The organism is Alphaproteobacteria bacterium (genome assembly GCA_040216735.1).
In the GTDB taxonomy this organism is placed as follows: domain Bacteria; phylum Pseudomonadota; class Alphaproteobacteria; order SHVP01; family SHVP01; genus CALJDF01.
Genome location: JAVJOO010000004.1, coordinates 416210 through 434048, shown reverse-complemented (window position 1 = coordinate 434048; position 17839 = coordinate 416210). Strand labels below are relative to the sequence as shown.

Below are 17839 nucleotides of genomic sequence, written 5' to 3'. Positions count from 1 at the left end.
ACCCGGCGCGATCAGTAAAGACCGCCGACGCCGGAACCGGTCGACGCACGGTTCGGCACGACGGTCCCGAATTGGGTATCGAGCACCGCCGATTCGGCGGCCGTCGGTTCGCTGCCTGGGCGGAAGGCCTCCAGAATGACCTCCTCGCTGCGCTCGTTGGCAAGTGCGCCCGACGCGGCATCGATCCGCACGAGGCGCACGCCGCTTGGAATCCGGAACGGGATATCGGTCTGTCCGGCCAGCGCTTGTTCCATGAAATCGCGGAAGATCGGCACCGCGACGCTCGCCCCCTGCTCCGTCGCCCCGAGCGACTGGGGCTCGTCGAAACCGGTGAAGACACCGACGACCAAGTCGGGCGAAAACCCGAGGAACCACGCATCGATGTTGTCGTTGGTCGTGCCGGTTTTCCCGGCGAGGTGCATCCCGAGGCGGCGAATGGCAACGCCGGTCCCGCGTTCGACCACGCCTTCCAGCATCGAAACCATTTGATAGGCGGTCTCGGGGCGAATCACGCTCGGCCGGTCGTCGCTGAGCACCGGTTCGGCTTGATTATCCCAGCGCTGCACGACACACGCGTCGCAGGCACGGCCATCGTGTTTGAGGATCGTGCGGCCGCGCCTGTCTTGGACTCGGTCGATCAGCGTCGGCGATATTCTCTTACCACCGTTGACCAGCATCGCGTAGGCCGTGGTCAAGCGCATCAATGTCGTTTCGCCCGCCCCCAGGGACATCGATAGAAACTGCGGCAAGTCGTCGACGATGCCGAAGCGTTCCGCGTAGTCGGACACGACGTCCATGCCGATAAACTGGGCCAAACGGACGGTCATCAAATTCCGGGACTTCTCAATGCCCAGGCGCAGGGTCGAGGGCCCATAGAAACGATTGGTGTAGTTGGCGGGCTTCCAGCGGCCGAGACCCGCGCCCTGGTCGATCACGAAGGGCGCGTCGAGAACCCGGCTCACCGGGGTAAAGCCATTCTCTAGCGCCGCGGCATAGACGAAGGGTTTGAATGCCGAACCAGGCTGGCGCATCGCTTGGGTGGCCCGGTTGAACTGGCTTTGGCTGTAATCGTAGCCACCGACCATCGCCAGAACCCGCCCGGTATGGGGGTCCATCGCCACGAGCGCACCCTGGAGGTCCGGAACCTGGCGCAAGCCGTAGACCGGTCCGCTATCGGTCTCCAAGCGGTCGACCAACACGACGTCGCCCACGGCCAGCACGTCCGTCGTGCGTTTTACCGCCGCACCGACACTTTGATCGTCGCGGTGCGGGCGCGCCCACTTGAGTTCGTCGAACGGGACAAAGCCGCGCCCGCCGCCACGCAAGCCAATTTGAGCGCCGACATCTTCAACCGCGAGGACTGCCGCAAGCTGCCATTGCCGGATGCCCTTTGGGATATCGACGGTTTCAAGCGCCCGCTCCCAGCCTTCGGTGGAAATCCGCGCGACTGGACCGCGCCAGCCGTGGCGCCGGTCGTAGGCCTCGAGCCCGCGGCGCAGGCTGGACCGGGCAATCGCTTGGAGGCGCGGTTCGAGGGTCGTGCGTACCGACAACCCGCCCTCGTAAAGACCCTTCTCGCCGTAGGAATCGTAGAGCTGGCGGCGAACCTCTTCGGTGAAATAGGCGGCATCGACGAATTCGTCGCCACGGCCCTGGGTGACGACCAATGGCGTTTGCGACGCCAGTGTAGCTTCGGACTCGGCGATGAACCCGACCGCCGCCATCCGGCCCAGGACCCAGTCCCGCCGGTCTTTGGCGGCTGCCGCGCGGCGGGTCGGGTGATAGTTGTTGGGCGCTTTGGGGAGCGCGGCGAGATAGGCCATTTCCTGCAAATTGAGATTGTCGAGCGACCGGTCGAAATAGTTCAGCGCCGCTGCAGCCACACCATAGGAGCCTTGGCCCAGATAAATCTCGTTGAGGTAGAGTTCGAGGATGCGTTCCTTGGACAGCGCGCGCTCGATGCGAAACGCCAGGATGGCTTCCTTGACCTTGCGGTCGATCGACACTTCGTTGGTGAGCAGGAAGTTCTTGGCGACCTGCTGGGTGATTGTCGACGCGCCGACCGGGCGGCGGTCGCCGCCATAGTTCATCAAATTGGTGATGGCGGCACCGATAACGCTGCGCGCATCGACGCCGGGATGTTCGAAAAAGGTATCGTCCTCGGCTGCCAGGAACGCTTCGATCAACTGACGCGGCATGGCGGCAACCGGAACGAACACACGTTTTTCGATCGCGTATTCGGTCAGCAGACTGCCGTCGGCGGTGTGGACCCGCGTCATCACCGGCGGTTGGTAGGTGGCGAGCTGGTCGAAATCCGGGAGATCGCGGCCATAGTGGTAGAGGACAAACAGCCCCCCGCCCGCCCCTGCAACACCGAGCAGGAAGACCGCGCCAAAAACAAATCCTAGAAACTTCAACATGTAGGGCCCACGGGCTCCTTCCCCGACGATTCGAAGTATACGCTCAATTGAGGCGGAATTCGGCCATGCCGGTTCGAATCATCGTGAGAGTCCCGCGAAGTAGGTATCGACGGCCTTTTGGATCGAGATTCCGAGCTTTTTCTGGAAATCGCGGTCGCCCAATTGGCGTTCGTCCGCCGGGTTGGACAAATAGCCCAGCTCGATCAGCACCGACGGGACGTCGGGCGCTTTGAGAACGGCAAACCCGGCGAAACGGTGACCCCGGCGCAAAGTTTTCCCGGCGCGCTCGAACTCCGGCAGGACCAGGGTCGCGAAGGTCGCCGACAAATTCATGGTCTCGCGCCGGGCCAGGTCGATCAGGATAGTGGCTATTTCGCCGGGTTCGTTTTGAAGATCGACGCCGGCGATCAAGTCGGCCTTGTTTTCGCGGTGGGCCAAATCCTCGGCTTCTGCGTCGGAGGCTTTCTCGGAGAGTGTGTAGACCGACGCACCCCGCACCGAACGGTCGCCCAGGGAATCTGCATGGAGCGAAATGAACAGGTCGGCGTCGCGCTGGCGTGCGAAGGCAACGCGGTCGCGCAGTCGCACAAAGATGTCGTCTTCCCGGGTCATGTAAACTTTGTAGCGGCCCGACGCCTCCAACGCCCTTCGGGTTTCCTTGGCGATTGCCAGCGTGAGGGCCTTTTCCTGGGCACCGCGGCGGCCAATCGCCCCGGGGTCGATACCGCCGTGACCGGGGTCAAGGACGACGATCCGCGGACCGGTCTTAGTCGGCACAGGGGCGGGCGCCGATTGCGGCTCGGGTTTGACCAGTCGAATCGGTCCGGCGGGCTGCGCCGGAACTGCCGCCACGCGCTCGAAGCGGTCGGCGGGCACCTCGGCGAGGTCGATGACAAAACGAAACGGCGATGCGCCATTGGGCGGCAATAGAAAGGAACGCCGCACCTCGACCGGCCGGTTGACGTCGAGGACGAGGCGTGAGGTTGCGCGGTCGAAGAGGCCAAACCTGAACCCGTCGATCAGGCCCCGTTTGAGGCCTGGCGTATCCGGCACCTGCCACTCTAGGACCGGGAAATCGACCACAACGCGGTAGGGGTTATCGAGCAGAAAGACTTCAAACTCGACCGATTCGGAGAGATCCATGACGAATCGGGTCGCTTCGGATTGTTCGCCGGCGCGCACGCCAACCACCGCCGAGGCCGCCTGGGCACCCGCTGCTCCTAGGGCTGCCAAGACAGCCAAACAGACGATCAAATGCCGCAGTTTGTCGTACATTTAGCGCTCATGCGTAACCTTCATACTAGATATAACCCCGGCACCCCGCGATATTCAAATAAGCGTCCTTGTCGGCGATTTTACGTCTTAACCCAAAAATAGGTTTGTTCCGGTAACTAAAGTGTGTTTATTTCGCAACGGCTAACGCTCGCGGCAGCCCGGTCAGCGCACTTCAAACGATACGCGCACGGAAAGACACTGGGGTTGCCGCGCCAACGTGACCATCTGAAAAGTTCAACCCATGCCGGCTCACTTGACCATGCATCACACGGGCACGCTGCATCTTGCAGCGGCAGGTGGCGTGGCGCCGGCGCTCAACCGGGGCTCGCGGCGGCGGAATCTTGCATTCGGCACGTCAGCGCCCGCAAGGAATACAACACCTAATGGCAACGAAAATGCTGATCGAAGCGATCCACCCGGAGGAAACCCGGGTCGTGGTCGTCAAAGGAAAACAACTCGACGAATTTGATTTTGAGGCCACGAACCGCGCCCAACTAAAGGGCAACATCTATCTCGCCAAGGTCACCCGCGTCGAACCGTCGCTTCAGGCGGCGTTTATCGAATACGGCGGAAACCGCCACGGGTTTCTCTCCTTTAACGAGATTCATCCCGACTACTATCAAATTCCGGTTGCCGACCGCCAAGCGCTTTTGGCCGCGGAAGCCAAGGAACAGGCTGTAGCCGAGGCGGAAGAGGAAGCCGAGGCGGAGGCTGCTGCCGAGGCCGAGGATCGCGTTGAAGAAATAGGCGAGCCTGCCGCGACCGGCGACACCGATGCGGACAACGCTTCAGCGAGCGACACGGACGGCGAGGAGTCGGAAGACGCCCCGGAGGCCCCCAAACCCGAGGCCATCGGCGGAGACGAGTTCGAGGACGAACGGCCCGCCCAGCGCCAACGGCAACTCCAGCGCGCCTACAAAATCCAGGAAGTCATCAAACGGCGCCAGATCCTATTGGTCCAGGTCGTCAAGGAAGAGCGCGGCAACAAGGGCGCGGCGCTCACCACCTATATATCGCTGGCCGGCCGCTACTGCGTGTTGATGCCCAACACCGCCCGCGGCGGCGGGATCAGCCGCAAGATCACCAGTGCCCCCGATCGCAAACGATTGAAGGGGATCGTCGGCGACATCAGCATCCCGAAGGAAATGGCGCTGATCGTCCGTACCGCCGGCGCCCAACGCAACAAGCTCGAGATCAAACGCGACTACGATTATTTGTCGCGGCTGTGGGGCGAGATCCGCGACACGACGTTGCAATCGATTGCCCCGGCGCTGGTCCACGAAGAGGCAAACCTGATCAAGCGGGCTATCCGCGACCTCTATACGAAGGACGTCGACGAAGTCCTTGTCGAGGGCGACGAGGCCTACAAGTCGGCCAAGAAGTTCATGCGCATGCTGATGCCCAGCCATGCCAAACGGGTCCAACCGTACAAGGACACCGTCCCGCTCTTCCGCAAGTTCGAAGTCGACGCCCAACTCGACTCCATGATGAGTACGCGAGTCACGCTGAAGTCGGGCGGCTATATCATCATCAACTCGACGGAAGCCCTCGTCGCGATCGACGTCAACTCCGGGCGTTCGACGCGGGAACGAAACATCGAAGAGACGGCACTCAAGACTAACCTCGAGGCCGCGCAGGAAGTGGCACGCCAGCTTCGCCTGCGCGACCTTGCGGGCCTGATCGTGATCGACTTCATCGACATGGAGGAGAACCGCAACAACCGCGCGGTCGAGCGCAAGATCAAAGACTGTCTCAAGTCCGATCGCGCGCGCATCCAGGTTGGCCGCATCAGTCATTTTGGGTTGTTGGAGATGTCGCGTCAGCGGCTCCGTCCGAGCTTGCTCGAGTCCAGTAGCGACCCCTGCCCGACCTGCGGCGGCAGCGGGATCGTCTATTCGGTCGAAAGCGCGGCGATGCGGGCGCTCCGCGCCCTTGAGGACGAGGCGCTGCGCGGACGTTCGACCGAGGTGTCGATTTTCGTGCCCACGCTGGCCGCGCTTTACTTGCTCAACCAAAAACGCGCATCGGTCACTTCGATCGAGGGGCGCTACGGGCTGACCATCTTCGTCAACTCCGATGATACGTTGATCGCCCCCGACTTCCGGGTCGAACGCGGCGGCGAACGGCGCGAACCGGTCGCCCAGCCCGACACGGTCGAGGAAGAACCCGAGGACGCGGAGGACGACGACGCCGCCGAGGAAAACGACGAGGACGACCGCGAGGCCGCCACCGAAACCCGCACGCGCAACGACACCGACACCGACGAAGATGGGCAACCCCGCAAACGCCGGCGGCGCGGCCGGCGCGGCGGCAGGCGGCGGCGGCGCGACGCCGACGGCAACCTGATCCCGCAAGACGACGCGGAGGACGGCGAGAACGCATCGCGTTCCGCCCCGGAAGGCGGCGAAGAGGGCGCGGAGGCATCCGGCGGCGACTCAGAGAGCCAAGGCAGCGACGAAAACGGCGACGGCGAAAAACGCCCCCGCCCTCGCCGGCGACGCGGCGGCCGGGGTCGTGGGCGTCGGAGCGAACGGTCCGACACCGCCACCGATGCAAACAACGGCGAGGGTGCGGTAGAGACAGCCGAATCGGACACCGATGCGCCGCCGTCAACTGTCGGCGACGCCGTTGCGACCGAATCGCCTGTCGCGACCGAATCGAACGAGGCCGAACAGGCACCGCCGAAGGCGGACACGCCGACCGATGAGCCCCCCGCGGAACCCGTACAAGATCCTCTGCCCCTCGCCGCAGGGGCTGAAACGGCCGTGCCCGACTCGATCGACGAGGGATCGCCGCAACCGGTTGAAGACCCGGATAAGCCCAAGAAAAGGGGTTGGTGGAGCCGCGCGCTCAGCTAAGCCATGAAACGATACGGTCCGCGGCATCGCGGATCGTATCGTTTTCACCGGCGAAACTGATTCGGATGTAGGCCTGACCCTGCTCGGTGTCGAAATCGATGCCGGGCGTAATCGCCACACCGGTTTCCGCTAACAGGCGGGCACAGAAATCCGAGCTGTCGTTAGTCAGGCGACTCACATTGGCATAGATGTAGAAGGCGCCGTCGGCCGGCGCCATGTCGTCGATGCCGGCGCGCGGTAACGCGTCCAGCAACACATCGCGATTGCGCCGATAGACGTCGACATTTGCCGCCAACTCCTCGCCACAGTCGAACGCCGCCATAGCGGCCCGTTGCGAAATCGCGTTCGAGCTGATGAATAGGTTTTGGGCGAGCCGCTCCACCGGCGGCGTCAAATCGTCCGGCATCACCATCCAGCCGAGCCGCCAGCCGGTCATGCCGTAGTATTTCGAAAAACCGTTCAGAACGATGCCGCCGACCGAGCGCACCAGGACCGTTTCGGCGGGCCGTTCGTAGGTGAGCCCGTGATAGACTTCGTCGGAAATCAGGCGCACGCCGTTGTCGTTGCAATAGTCGATCAGCCCTTGCATCGGCGCCCCGAGCAACATGGTTCCGGTCGGGTTTGCGGGGCTGGCGATCAGCAGTCCATCGACCGGACCGGCGGCGGCGAGCATCTCGGGCGTCGGTTGAAAACGGGTTTCCATCGTGGTGCGCAGGTAGACCGGCTCGATCCCCAACGCCTTGAACATATTGCGATAGGCCGGATAGCACGGCACGCCCAACGCGACCCGATCGCCGACATCGAAGGCCGCGAGCAACGATAGAACGAACCCGCCCGACGATCCGCCGGTGACGGCGATGCGGTCGATGGGAACATCGACATCGTGGGTTTGACGGTAATAGCGCGCGATCTGCGCGCGCAAGTCCGGTAACCCGAATGCGTCGGTGTAGCCGATCCCGCCCGCATCCAACGCGCGGTGCGCCGCCGCGAGGACACCTGAGGGCGCGCCGCGCCCGGGTTCGCCAACTTCGAGATGAAGCACCGAATCGCCGCGCGCCGCTTTGACGTTGGCGGCCTTGAGAACCTCCATCGCATAGAACGGCGCAACGTCCGACCGTGACGAAATCTTCACGGTGTACGGCCTAGAACTGGGTGCCGCCGTCGGCCAGACCGTGGCCGCGTCCGTCGGCGACGAACTCGCAGGACGTGGCGTCCAAGGTCGCCCCGCCAAAGCACAGGATGCCGTTGACGATCCCAAAGCCGCCACCTTCGGTAACGCGGTGCCCGGCGCTGCGCAGCGCTTCGACAGCGTCCGTCGGCAAACCGTGTTCGATGACGGTGACGTCTGGATTGGGAAGGGCAAAGGCGCGGGCGGCATCGACAGACTCGCGCAGGCGCCGCGTGTCGAGGATCGACAGCGCCGCAATGCGTGCCGCAGAAACCGGCGCCGCCGGACCGCCGGTCGCGGTCAACCCGAGGACAAATTCGCCGGTCACGGCATTGGCGATCAGAACCGGCGCCATAAAGTCGGCCCCGCTGCGTAGCCAGCCCGCCGCACCGACAGGTACCGCCGGCGCAAAAAAGAGGCCAAGTTTTTCGTCGAGCCGGCCGTCGCCGAAGGGCGCATTCATGGTTAGGACACAGGCGACCGCCGACCCCGCCGAATCCAAGGCGACAAAACCCGTCGTTCCGTCGCGGCCCGCTCCGATCCAGGGCGACAGGTCGGGTTGCCCAGCCGCGTCCACCGGCGTGTGCTGGTTCGCATCGTACGATGTCATCAACGCAGCGGCACGGAACGATGTCGTCTCGGCTTCGCTGCTTGCCCGTTCCGCCAACGCGCGGGTTGCGGTTTCGGCGACAAGATGGGTCCGCATCGGATCGGGTGTCTGGGCGTAGCGTTGCTGGTCGGTGAGCATCGACCACATCGCGGCGCTGAGCGGCCCGCCCCCCGGCCCGGCGGCTGTCGTGAAGAGACTCAGATCGCCGAGCGCCGTGCGGGCGCTGCGCTGCCAGGCCGGCAGATATTGTTTGAGATCGTCAACCGTGAGACGACCGCCGGCTTCTTGGGCCCGGGTGACAAACGTGCGTGCCGCATCGCCGAAATAGAAGTCGCCGCCGCCGCGCACGCGAATGGCGCTTAGAGTTTCCGCCAGCGCGGGCTGCACCACAGTCGCACCTTCGGCGACCGCCAAGCCACCGGCAATAAACGGTCCAAGTTCGCCGGCCCCGGTGGTTCCTGCGTAATCTTGCGCCGCGGAGACAAGCGCGCGCGATGCCGGGAAGCCGAAGCGGGCTTTTTCCTCAGCCTTCAGAATGAGTTGGCTCCAGCGCAACCGTCCGAAGCGGGCATGCAGCGCCGCCATTCCACGCACCGCACCCGGCACGGCGACGGCGCCACCAAGCGCCGGTACGGTCGGCGCGAAGTCGATGCTTTCCGATGTTCCGGAAATCGAATCGTAAGCGACGCAGGCGCCACCGCCGGCCAACCCGGCGGCTAACGGATACGTAACCGCCAAGGTAAAAAAAGTGGCAACAGCGGCATCCGCGGCGGTCCCGCCGGTCTCCAACGCCGCAAGGCCCGCAAGCGTCGCCCGTGGCTCGTCGCTGGTTACGCCGCCGATGAAGCTGACCGTGGGGATCTTCTGTTGGGGTGCCGAACCGGCGCAGCCCGCCGCTAAAAACATCGCGCCGAGCGCGAATTGACGGAGGCGCGCCCCCTGCCTACGTTCAAAATAGGTTTTCGCCGCGGAGCACGTCGTGACACGCCTTTTGAGCCGGTTTCTCGTTCTCACCGTTCTTGTCACCTCTATCGTCAGGCCGGCGTACGCCCAAAACCTCAGTTTGATCAGCGATGCCGAAACCGAGCGCATGATCCGCAACTTTGCCGAGCCGGTCTTTGCCGCGGCTGGTCTTACCACGGATTCTGTGTCGGTCCATATTGTCAATGATCGACGGTTGAATGCCTTTGTGGCGGGGGGACAGCGAATCTTCCTGTTTACGGGGCTACTGGTCGAGGCCGACAACCCGAGCCAAATCATCGGCGTGCTCGCTCACGAGACCGGGCATATCGCCGGCGGGCATCTCGCCCGCACCCAAGACGCTCTGCGCGGCGCCAATGCCATTGCGATTGTCGCCGCGGTCCTTGGGGTCGCTGCGGTTGCGGTGGGCGGCGGCGGTGCGGCCGGCGCGGCGGTTCTGGGAGGCGGCGCCCAGGTCGCCGGACAATCCATTCTTCAGTATTCCCGGGTTCAAGAATCCGCCGCCGACCAGGCGGCGGTGCGCTATTTGGACGACACCGGGCAATCCGCCCGCGGGCTCCTCGACGTCCTGGAGAAACTCGGCGACCAGGAGGCGTTGCTCCGTAGCAGCCAATCGTCCTACGGGCGAACCCATCCGTTGTCGCGCGACCGAATCCTTGCCCTCGAACGACTGATTTCCCAGTCGCCCGCCGCCAACGTGCCGGTACCGCCCGATCAGGTCGCCGCGTTCAACCGCGTGCGGGCCAAGGTTCAAGGTTTCCTCGACCCGCAGCGGGCGTTGCGGGCCTACCCCGAGAGCGATACCAGCGTTGCCGCGCGCTACGCCCGAGCGATTGCCTTTCACCGCACCACCAATGAGGCGCGCGCGCTGGCGGAAATCGATTCCCTTATTGCCGATTTTCCGGAGGATCCGTTTTTTCATGAACTGAAGGGGCAGATTCTCTATGAAAACGGCGGACGGGAAAAGGCGATCCCCCCGAATGAAGAAGCAGTCCGCCTAGCGCCGCACGAGCCGCTTCTGCGCCTCGGGCTGGGCCAGGCTTTGGTCGCAATGAACGACCCCGAGCTGGACAAGAAAGCGATCGTTCATCTTGAGGAAGCCGTCCGCGTCAACCGGGAGATGCCGGCGGCGTGGGGACAGTTGGCTATTGCCTACGGCCGGGCCAAGGAATTCGGTCTGTCGAGCCTTGCCAGCGCCGAACAAGCCGTACTCGCCGGGCGCAGCGAAGATGCGCGGGCCCACGCCAGCCGCGCCGAACGCTTGCTGCCGGCCGGTTCGCCAGGTCAATTGCGCGCTCAAGACATCCTGACTACCACCAAGCCCCGACGCTGATAGGAACCATGGATAGATTTTTCTTGTGGGCCGCAACCGCGGTCGTCGCCCTCGTTTTGGCCGCGCCGGCCCAGACCCAGCAAAGCCGCCCGGCGGTCGAAACCGAAATCCTCGAATCGGTCGATCCGGCCCAGCGGCGCGTCACCGAGGCCATTGTCCGCGACTACATCTTGCGCAATCCCGAGATCGTCCTTGAGGCGATCCGAATTCTGCAATCGCGCGAACAGGCCGCTGCCGGCGAGCGGGCACTCCACGCGCTCGCCGCCAACCGCGACGCGCTGCGGTACGACCCGATGACACCGGTCGGCGGCAATCCCGACGGCGACGTCACGATCGTCGAATTTTTCGACTATGCATGCCCCTATTGCCGCAACGCCCACCCCGTGTTGGCCCAACTGACCAAGGACGATCCCAATCTGCGGATCGTCTACAAGGAATACCCGGTCCTTGGCGAGGCGTCTGTCGCCGCCGCCCGCGTTGGCATCGCCGTTCATCTATTGGCGCCGGACAGCTACGCGGCCTATCACGCCGCGATGCTCCAGGCGCGTGGGCGTTTGAGCGCCGACCTTGCGCTACAAACCGCGGTCGAAGCGGGCGTAGACCGGTTGCGCTTACAGGAGACGGTTGAAAGCGAGGCGGTCGCGACGCTGCTTGGCAACAACATCCGTCTCGCCCAAGCGATCGGCGTCGAGGGGACGCCGGGTTTTGTCATCGGCGACACCGTCGTGCCTGGCTTGATTCAGATGGATCAGTTCAAGCAGTTGATCGGCACCGCGCGCGAACGCTGCACGACCTGCTAACGGCTCTCGGCTAAATCAAACCCGCCAGCGGCGAGGACGGATCGGCGTAACGTTTGCGCGCCATCCGTCCCGCACGGTAGGCGAGCCGCCCCGCCTTTACCGCATGGTTCATCGCCGCCGCCATCAGAACCGGGTTCTTTGCTTCGGCGATGGCGGTGTTGGTCATCACTGCGTCGCAGCCCAATTCCATCGCCACGGCCGCTTCGGACGCGGTCCCGACTCCCGCATCGACGACGACCGGCACCTTGGCGTTCTCGACGATGATGCGAATGTTGACGGGGTTCTGCACGCCTAGTCCCGACCCGATCGGCGCGCCGAGCGGCATGATCGCGCAGCACCCGATTTCCTCCAGCCGTTTGGCCTGGATCGGATCGTCGCTGCAATAGACCATGACTTGAAAGCCGTCCTTGATGAGCATTTCAGCCGCCCGCACAGTCTCGGGCATATCGGGGTAGAGGGTTTTTTGGTCGCCGAGCACTTCGAGCTTGACCAGATCCCATCCGCCCGCTTCGCGCGCCAAGCGCAATGTGCGTACCGCATCTTCGCCGGTGAAGCACCCGGCGGTGTTGGGCAGGAAGATGTATTTCTTGGGGTCGAGCGAATCGACCAGCATCGGCTGGGAACGGTCAGTCAAGTTCACGCGGCGCACCGCGACCGTGATCATCTCAGCTTCGGCCGCTTCGGCGGCGCGGCGGTTTTCCTCATAGTCCTTGTACTTGCCGGTGCCGATGATGAGGCGCGAGCGCATCGTGCGGCCGGCAACGGACCAGGTATCGTCGTCCGCCTGGTCCTTGGCAACGTCGCCGCCGCCGATGAAGTGGACGATCTCGATCCGGTCTCCCTCGCCCAGGGTGGTCGCGTCGAAGGCGCTGCGCGGAACGATTTCCAGGTTGCGCTCGAGCGCGATCTTGCGGGCATCGAGGTCCAGGTCGTGGAGCAATTGCGCCACGGAGAGCGGGCCGTCGAAGCGCCGCGATTCGCCGTTGATCGTTAATTCCATGGGGGTCTCGTCCATCAAACCAATTCAAGTATGGGCAAACCTGTTCAAGTATGGGGCCGCGCGGAAGCCGCTTCAACAGGGCAGCCGACACCATATGCCTTCGATCCGTCCAATTGTCTCTGTGGTTGGCCATGCTATAAGGCTGATCACTCTTACGCACGACGAACCGGTCATGCCTGAAACGCCGCTCATCCTGGTCCTCAACGGGCCGAACCTGAACCTGCTGGGAACCCGGGAAACCGATATCTACGGCACAGTATCGCTCGCCGATATCGAGGCCGCGGTGCGACGGCGTGCCGATGCGGCCCGGTTCGCGGTGGAATTCCATCAGAGCAACAGCGAGGCGCAGCTCGTCGACTGGGTGCAGGGCGCGCGCGGACGTGCCGCGGGGCTGATCGTCAATGCAGGCGCTTACACCCACACCTCGGTGGCTTTGCTTGACGCCCTGCGGATGGTCGACGTGCCGATCGTCGAGGTCCACCTGTCCAATATTTTCCGGCGCGAGGAATTTCGCCACCATTCCTACGTCAGTCAGGCCGCAACCGGTATGATTACCGGGCTCGGGCCGCACGGCTACGAGCTAGCCGTCGACGCCCTCACGACGCTCATCGCAAAAGCATAGGCAGCACCGCATGGCAAAACTTTCGATCGATCCAGATGTCATTCGTGAATTGGCCGGATTACTGGATGAAACGAACCTTACCGAGATCGAATGGGAGCAGGACGACCAGCGCGTCCGCGTCTCGCGTGGCGGCGGCGGCGGCGGCACGCACTATGTGACGGCGCCGGCTCCGATGCCAGGTGCGGCGCCGAGTGCGCCGAGCGACCCGGCACCGACGGCGGTGCCGGCAAGCCACCCTGGCGCGGTGAACTCGCCGATGGTCGGCACCGCCTATCTCTCGCCCGAACCCAGCGCCCCGGCCTTTGTCAAAGTGGGCGATACGGTCTCGCAGGGTCAGACCTTGTTGATCGTCGAGGCGATGAAGACCATGAACCCGATTGCCGCGCCGCGCAGCGGCAAGGTCACGGCAATCCTGATCGAAGACGCGACGCCCGTCGAATTCGGCGAACCGCTGATGATCGTCGAATAAATGCTCGAAAAGGTACTGATCGCCAATCGCGGTGAGATCGCGCTGCGCATTTTGCGGGCTTGCCGCGAGATGGGCATCAAGACCGTCGCGGTGCATTCGACCGCCGACGAAAACGCGATGCATGTGCGCCTTGCCGATGAAACCGTTTGCATCGGCCCGCCGAGCGCGACCGACAGCTACCTCAATATTCCGGCGATCATTTCCGCCGCCGAAATCACCGAAGCTGACGGCATTCATCCCGGTTACGGCTTTCTGTCGGAGAACGCGAACTTCGCCTCGATCGTCGAGGAACACGGGATCACCTTCATTGGGCCGACGGCGGAGCACATTCGGTTGATGGGCGACAAAGTGACCGCCAAGGTCACCGCCAAGAACCTTGGCATTCCGGTCGTGCCCGGGTCCGAGGGAGCGATTGCCAGCGACGCCGAGGCGCTGCAGGTCGCCGAGGAGATCGGTTATCCGGTGATCGTCAAAGCCGCGTCTGGCGGCGGCGGTCGCGGCATGAAGGTTGCGCGCAGCGCCGACCAAATGTCGGAAGTGTTGTCGACCGCGCGCGCCGAATCCAAGGCCGCATTCGGCGACGACACGCTATATATGGAAAAGTATCTCGAAACGCCGCGTCATATCGAGATTCAGGTGGTTGGCGACTCCCACGGCAATGCGGTTCACCTGGGCGAACGCGATTGTTCGATGCAACGTCGCCACCAGAAGATTCTGGAAGAGGCCCCCTCGCCCGCGCTGAACGCCAAAGCCCGCGCCGAAATCGGGACGCGGGTCGCCGACGCCATCCGCAAGCTCGGCTATCGCGGCGTCGGCACGATCGAGTTCCTCTACGAGAACGGTGAGTTCTTTTTCATCGAAATGAACACGCGGCTGCAGGTCGAGCATCCGGTGACCGAAATGGTCACCGGCGTGGATTTGGTGCGCGAGCAGTTGCGGATCGCCTCCGGCGCCCCGTTGAGCTTCAGCCAAGACGACGTGCGCATCAACGGCCATGCAATCGAGTGCCGGATCAACGCAGAGAACCCCAGGACGTTTGCGCCCAACCCGGGCAAGGTCACGAGCTTTCACGCGCCGGGCGGCTATGGGGTTCGGGTCGACTCGGGTCTTTACGGCGGCTACTCAATTCCGCCCTATTACGACAGTCTCGTCGCCAAGCTCATCGTCCACGGCGCCAATCGCAACGAATGTCTGATGCGGCTGCGCCGTTCGCTCATGGAGTTCGTCGTCGACGGGGTCGAAACCACGATCCCGTTGCATCTCGACCTGATCGACAACAAAGACGTCATCGACGGCAACTACAACATCCATTGGCTTGAGAAATACATCGACTCCACCCGTGGATGAAACTTACCCCTGAGATCCTTCTGCGAGCCTATGCCAGCGGCGTCTTCCCGATGGCGGAGGACCGCAACGACCCGACGCTTTTCTGGGTCGACCCCGACACCCGGGGTGTCCTACCGCTTCAATCGTTTCATTTGTCCCGCCGGCTTGCCCGGAAAGTGCGCCAAGATGCATTTCGGGTCACGGTCGACCGCGCATTCGTGAAAGTCGTCGAGTCCTGTGCCGCGCCGGCCCGGGGGCGAGAAACGACCTGGATCAACGATGAGATCATCGTGCTGTATTCGGGACTGGCGCAGATCGGCCACGCCCACAGCGTCGAGGCCTGGAGCGCCGATGGGGCGTTAGTAGGCGGGCTCTATGGGGTCTCGCTCGGCGGCGCGTTCTTCGGCGAAAGCATGTTCAGCCGCGCGACCGATGCGAGCAAAGTCGCGCTGACCCACCTCGTCGCCCGGCTTATCGCCGGCGGTTTCACCCTTCTCGACACGCAATTCGTCACGGATCACTTGGCGTCGTTCGGGGCGATTGAAATCCCGCGGGAGACCTACCACGCCCAACTCGCGGCGGCGATGCGCGTAGAGGCGGACTTCTACTCGCTGCCCGAGGCGGGCGGCGGTGCGGCAGCCCTGCAGTCGATCGGCCAGACATCGTAGGTCGGGTGTTCCATGGCCGAGAGCGCGGGACTGGAGGCAAACATCCAGCCGGTGAAGACCCGCTGCGGCGCGCCACGCGGGCGCAGATCGAGGATTTCTAGGAAAACGCTAGTTTCGGGCGGCTCTTCGGGGGGCCGTTTTGCACAACTCCGCACCAGAATGCGCAACGTCCCGAAGCGCACCTCGCGGCCCACCGGCGCCTCGATCGTCGAGACCCGCGCGGTTACCTTGTCGAGGGCACGGAGAACTGCAATGGCCCGGTCCTGCGCCAGCGCCGGGGTGACCGCGAGCGCGGCCCCCAAGGCGGCGGCAACCACGCGCCACATCAAGAGGCCAAGACGGCCCGGAACCTCAGCCGGACGTAGTCGGCCCACCACACGCCGTCGGCATCGCGAATCCGGGACCTAAGCCGCGTCACGACACCGTCGCGCGCGGCTCGGCGTTCAGACGCCGGCAGAACCCGCAGGAACGCATCGGCAAATGTGTCGAGCCAACCGCCAATGTCGCCGGGCAGGCGCGTCGGCCGGTCGATCAGGCCGATTTCCTCGACGGTGAACCCGTTGTCGCGCAGGCGCGCGGCGTATTCCTCGGGCGTTGGGAAATACCAAGGATTGCCCTTCAGTCCGGAATGACCCCGCGCCGTTAGTTCTTCGTCGATCGCGGCAATCAACGTGGCGACATTTCCATGTCCGCCGAACTCGGCGACGAAACGCCCACCGGGTTTAAGTGCGCGGCGGACTCCGTCGATCACGGCATCGGGATCGCGCATCCAGTGGAGGGCCGCATTCGAAAACACGGCATCGAATTCCTGGTCGAAGGTCAGGGCGTGGGCGTTGGCAACCTCGGCCTGCAGCCCAAGCGCCCGTGCCGCTCGCACCAGGTCCTCGCTCGCATCGATACCGACAACCTGGGCACCGGCCGTCGCGATTTTTTGCGTGAGCGGACCATCGCCGCAACCGACATCGAGGATCCGCTCGCCCGGCTGGGGTGCCAGCAGATCGAGGACCGCCACGCCAAGGTCGGCGACGAAGCGCGCGTTGGTTGCATAGGCATTCGGATCCCAGGCTTGCGCCGGATCGCGGTGCGAGGACGAACCCGACACTATTGGGTGCTTTCGCTGTCCGACTCGCTACTGCCGAGACCGAACCCGAAGCGCCCAATCAAGCCTTCCAGGCTGATCGACGACTGGGTGAACTGGATACGCCCGCCGTTTGCGAGCGTTTCATCGGCCCCACCGGGGACAATGGCCATGTATTTGCCGCCCAGCAGACCTTCGGTCGTGATTTCCGCCGACGAGTCGGTTGGCAGCTTGACCTCGCTGTCGATACTGAGCGTCGCCTTGGCGAGGAAAGTGTCTTTCTCCAACTCGAGTTTTGTCACCGTCCCAATTTTAATTCCGCTCATGCGCACGTCGGCGCCCGCGTTGACGCCGTCGACCCGGTCGAAGGTCGCCGTCACTTCGTAGCCGGCGACCGCGCCGACATCCGATGTCGAAAACGCGAAGACCAGAAAAAATCCGGCGACCGCGAGAACGACGGCGCCGATCAGGGCTTCGAACAGGTTGCCTTTCATGCGCGACTCGCCTCGTTCAGTTCGGTTGCCAGGGTTCGTAGTCCCCGGAGGCGCTGCGGCGCGCTCCGGACCCAAGGACATGGCCGGCAGGCCGGTACGCCCCCGACGTCCCGGTGAGGTTGGGCACGTGGGGCTTCTCCCAGGCGTAGTCTGCCGGAGCATTTGTGGGCGCTTCGGCGGCGTTATGCTGGAGCCAGGCGTTCCATTCCGGCGGGACCATCGATCCCTCGGCGACATCGGCGTAGATCACCCAGCGGCGGCGGCGTTCCCAGTGGTAGCGTCCAACCTCGGGCCGCCCCTTTTCCTGGTAGTAGCGATTCCCCATGGCGTCGGTCGCGACGTATTCGCCACGCCGGAAGGTAAATATCCAGGTGCCCCATGGGGCCCGGTGCCACCAGTCGAAGACGAACGAAATCAATGAAGTCAGGCGCAAAGAGGGCCTCCAAGGCGGTCAGCCGAGCGAAATCTGGCGGACTATTGCACCTCAAGGCGCGGGCCGTCTAGCGAAGGTTATGCACAAACCGTCCACAGCCCTGCCCGGTACGGGCGGAACCTCAAGGTATTGATTTGTTCTAGGAATACTCGCCTTGGAAGAAAGTTATCCACACCGACACGATCTATGGTGTCAAAGCATGTGACGGACACAAAATATTGTTGACCCCTCTGCGGCTCAACCATATCTTGTGTCCCCTGCTTGGGGAGGCACAAAGTCTGGGTAGTCGCGCCCCCCCGCCGAA

Annotated in this window: 16 protein-coding genes; 7 read left to right on the top strand and 9 right to left on the bottom strand. The window is 63.7% G+C overall.

Annotated features, from left to right (window positions below; all coding sequences use genetic code 11):
- Positions 1 to 11: 11 nt before the first annotated feature.
- Entirely contained in the window at positions 12 to 2420 is a 2409-nt protein-coding gene (locus RID42_12475) for a penicillin-binding protein 1A (protein ID MEQ8248485.1), read from the bottom strand.
- 78 nt (positions 2421 to 2498) lie between these two features.
- Positions 2499 to 3695 (bottom strand): N-acetylmuramoyl-L-alanine amidase, encoded by a 1197-nt coding sequence (locus RID42_12470; protein ID MEQ8248484.1) that lies wholly within the window; start codon positions 3693 to 3695, stop codon positions 2499 to 2501.
- 383 nt (positions 3696 to 4078) lie between these two features.
- On the opposite strand from RID42_12470, the gene RID42_12465 reads away from it, so the two are divergent.
- Positions 4079 to 6553 carry an Rne/Rng family ribonuclease gene (locus RID42_12465; GenBank protein ID MEQ8248483.1) on the top strand — a complete coding sequence of 825 codons (2475 nt, stop codon included), beginning with the start codon at positions 4079 to 4081 and terminating at the stop codon, positions 6551 to 6553.
- On the opposite strand, the gene RID42_12460 is transcribed toward RID42_12465, so the two are convergent.
- Positions 6546 to 7643, bottom strand: a complete 1098-nt coding sequence (locus RID42_12460; GenBank protein ID MEQ8248482.1) for an aminotransferase class I/II-fold pyridoxal phosphate-dependent enzyme — start codon at positions 7641 to 7643, stop codon at positions 6546 to 6548. The genes RID42_12465 and RID42_12460 overlap by 8 nt on opposite strands.
- A 52-nt stretch (positions 7644 to 7695) precedes the next feature.
- Complete coding sequence (locus RID42_12455; protein MEQ8248481.1) at positions 7696 to 9237, bottom strand: gamma-glutamyltransferase; 1542 nt, start codon at positions 9235 to 9237, stop codon at positions 7696 to 7698.
- 73 nt (positions 9238 to 9310) lie between these two features.
- On the opposite strand from RID42_12455, the gene RID42_12450 reads away from it, so the two are divergent.
- Together RID42_12450 and RID42_12445 are read left to right on the top strand one after the other, a co-directional pair.
- Positions 9311 to 10645, top strand: a complete 1335-nt coding sequence (locus RID42_12450; GenBank protein MEQ8248480.1) for a M48 family metalloprotease — start codon at positions 9311 to 9313, stop codon at positions 10643 to 10645.
- Positions 10646 to 10653: 8 nt separating this feature from the next.
- Complete coding sequence (locus tag RID42_12445; GenBank protein MEQ8248479.1) at positions 10654 to 11445, top strand: DsbA family protein; 792 nt, start codon at positions 10654 to 10656, stop codon at positions 11443 to 11445.
- Positions 11446 to 11455: 10 nt separating this feature from the next.
- Here RID42_12445 and thiS read toward each other — a convergent pair whose 3' ends face one another.
- On the bottom strand, positions 11456 to 12445 hold the full coding sequence (gene thiS / locus RID42_12440) for a sulfur carrier protein ThiS (protein MEQ8248478.1): 990 nt from the start codon (positions 12443 to 12445) through the stop codon (positions 11456 to 11458).
- A 172-nt stretch (positions 12446 to 12617) separates the two neighbouring features.
- Between thiS and aroQ the strand changes: the two genes are divergently transcribed.
- Genes aroQ through aat form a run of 4 tightly spaced genes read left to right on the top strand, consistent with a single transcriptional unit; the run spans position 12618 to position 15530 of the window.
- Positions 12618 to 13067, top strand: coding sequence for a type II 3-dehydroquinate dehydratase (gene aroQ / locus RID42_12435; protein ID MEQ8248477.1), 450 nt, complete (start codon positions 12618 to 12620; stop codon positions 13065 to 13067).
- A gap of 10 nt (positions 13068 to 13077) precedes the next feature.
- Positions 13078 to 13536, top strand: a complete 459-nt coding sequence (gene accB / locus RID42_12430; GenBank protein ID MEQ8248476.1) for an acetyl-CoA carboxylase biotin carboxyl carrier protein — start codon at positions 13078 to 13080, stop codon at positions 13534 to 13536.
- On the top strand, positions 13537 to 14883 hold the full coding sequence (gene accC, locus RID42_12425) for an acetyl-CoA carboxylase biotin carboxylase subunit (protein MEQ8248475.1): 1347 nt from the start codon (positions 13537 to 13539) through the stop codon (positions 14881 to 14883).
- The gene (gene aat, locus RID42_12420) at positions 14880 to 15530 is read left to right on the top strand and encodes a leucyl/phenylalanyl-tRNA--protein transferase (GenBank protein ID MEQ8248474.1); all 651 of its coding nucleotides are present in this window, start codon (positions 14880 to 14882) and stop codon (positions 15528 to 15530) included. Before accC ends, aat begins: the two co-directional genes overlap by 4 nt.
- Here aat and RID42_12415 read toward each other — a convergent pair.
- Genes RID42_12415 through RID42_12400 form a run of 4 tightly spaced genes read right to left on the bottom strand, consistent with a single transcriptional unit; the run spans position 15467 to position 17535 of the window.
- On the bottom strand, positions 15467 to 15856 hold the full coding sequence (locus RID42_12415; GenBank protein ID MEQ8248473.1) for a DUF2155 domain-containing protein: 390 nt from the start codon (positions 15854 to 15856) through the stop codon (positions 15467 to 15469). The two genes, aat and RID42_12415, sit on opposite strands and share 64 nt — an antisense overlap.
- Positions 15856 to 16632, bottom strand: a complete 777-nt coding sequence (locus RID42_12410; protein MEQ8248472.1) for a methyltransferase domain-containing protein — start codon at positions 16630 to 16632, stop codon at positions 15856 to 15858. The genes RID42_12415 and RID42_12410 overlap by 1 nt, the downstream gene beginning before the upstream one ends.
- A complete protein-coding gene (gene mlaD / locus RID42_12405; GenBank protein ID MEQ8248471.1) occupies positions 16632 to 17102 on the bottom strand; it encodes an outer membrane lipid asymmetry maintenance protein MlaD in 471 nt (156 codons plus the stop codon). The genes RID42_12410 and mlaD overlap by 1 nt, the downstream gene beginning before the upstream one ends.
- Before the next feature lie 16 nt (positions 17103 to 17118).
- Complete coding sequence (locus RID42_12400) at positions 17119 to 17535, bottom strand: NADH:ubiquinone oxidoreductase subunit NDUFA12 (protein ID MEQ8248470.1); 417 nt, start codon at positions 17533 to 17535, stop codon at positions 17119 to 17121.
- Positions 17536 to 17839: the final 304 nt, after the last annotated feature.

Excerpts from the sequence above, each read along its gene's own strand:
- RID42_12475 (MEQ8248485.1), bottom strand. The coding sequence starts at position 2,420 with ATGTTGAAGTTTCTAGGATTTGTTTTTGGCGCGGTCTTCCTGCTCGGT.
- RID42_12470 (MEQ8248484.1), bottom strand. The coding sequence starts at position 3,695 with ATGTACGACAAACTGCGGCATTTGATCGTCTGTTTGGCTGTCTTGGCA.
- RID42_12465 (MEQ8248483.1), top strand. The coding sequence starts at position 4,079 with ATGGCAACGAAAATGCTGATCGAAGCGATCCACCCGGAGGAAACCCGG.
- RID42_12460 (MEQ8248482.1), bottom strand. The coding sequence starts at position 7,643 with ATGGAGGTTCTCAAGGCCGCCAACGTCAAAGCGGCGCGCGGCGATTCG.
- RID42_12455 (MEQ8248481.1), bottom strand. The coding sequence starts at position 9,237 with ATGTTTTTAGCGGCGGGCTGCGCCGGTTCGGCACCCCAACAGAAGATC.
- RID42_12445 (MEQ8248479.1), top strand. The coding sequence starts at position 10,654 with ATGGATAGATTTTTCTTGTGGGCCGCAACCGCGGTCGTCGCCCTCGTT.
- thiS (MEQ8248478.1), bottom strand. The coding sequence starts at position 12,445 with ATGGAATTAACGATCAACGGCGAATCGCGGCGCTTCGACGGCCCGCTC.
- aroQ (MEQ8248477.1), top strand. The coding sequence starts at position 12,618 with ATGCCTGAAACGCCGCTCATCCTGGTCCTCAACGGGCCGAACCTGAAC.
- accB (MEQ8248476.1), top strand. The coding sequence starts at position 13,078 with ATGGCAAAACTTTCGATCGATCCAGATGTCATTCGTGAATTGGCCGGA.
- accC (MEQ8248475.1), top strand. The coding sequence starts at position 13,537 with ATGCTCGAAAAGGTACTGATCGCCAATCGCGGTGAGATCGCGCTGCGC.
- aat (MEQ8248474.1), top strand. The coding sequence starts at position 14,880 with ATGAAACTTACCCCTGAGATCCTTCTGCGAGCCTATGCCAGCGGCGTC.
- RID42_12415 (MEQ8248473.1), bottom strand. The coding sequence starts at position 15,856 with ATGTGGCGCGTGGTTGCCGCCGCCTTGGGGGCCGCGCTCGCGGTCACC.
- mlaD (MEQ8248471.1), bottom strand. The coding sequence starts at position 17,102 with ATGAAAGGCAACCTGTTCGAAGCCCTGATCGGCGCCGTCGTTCTCGCG.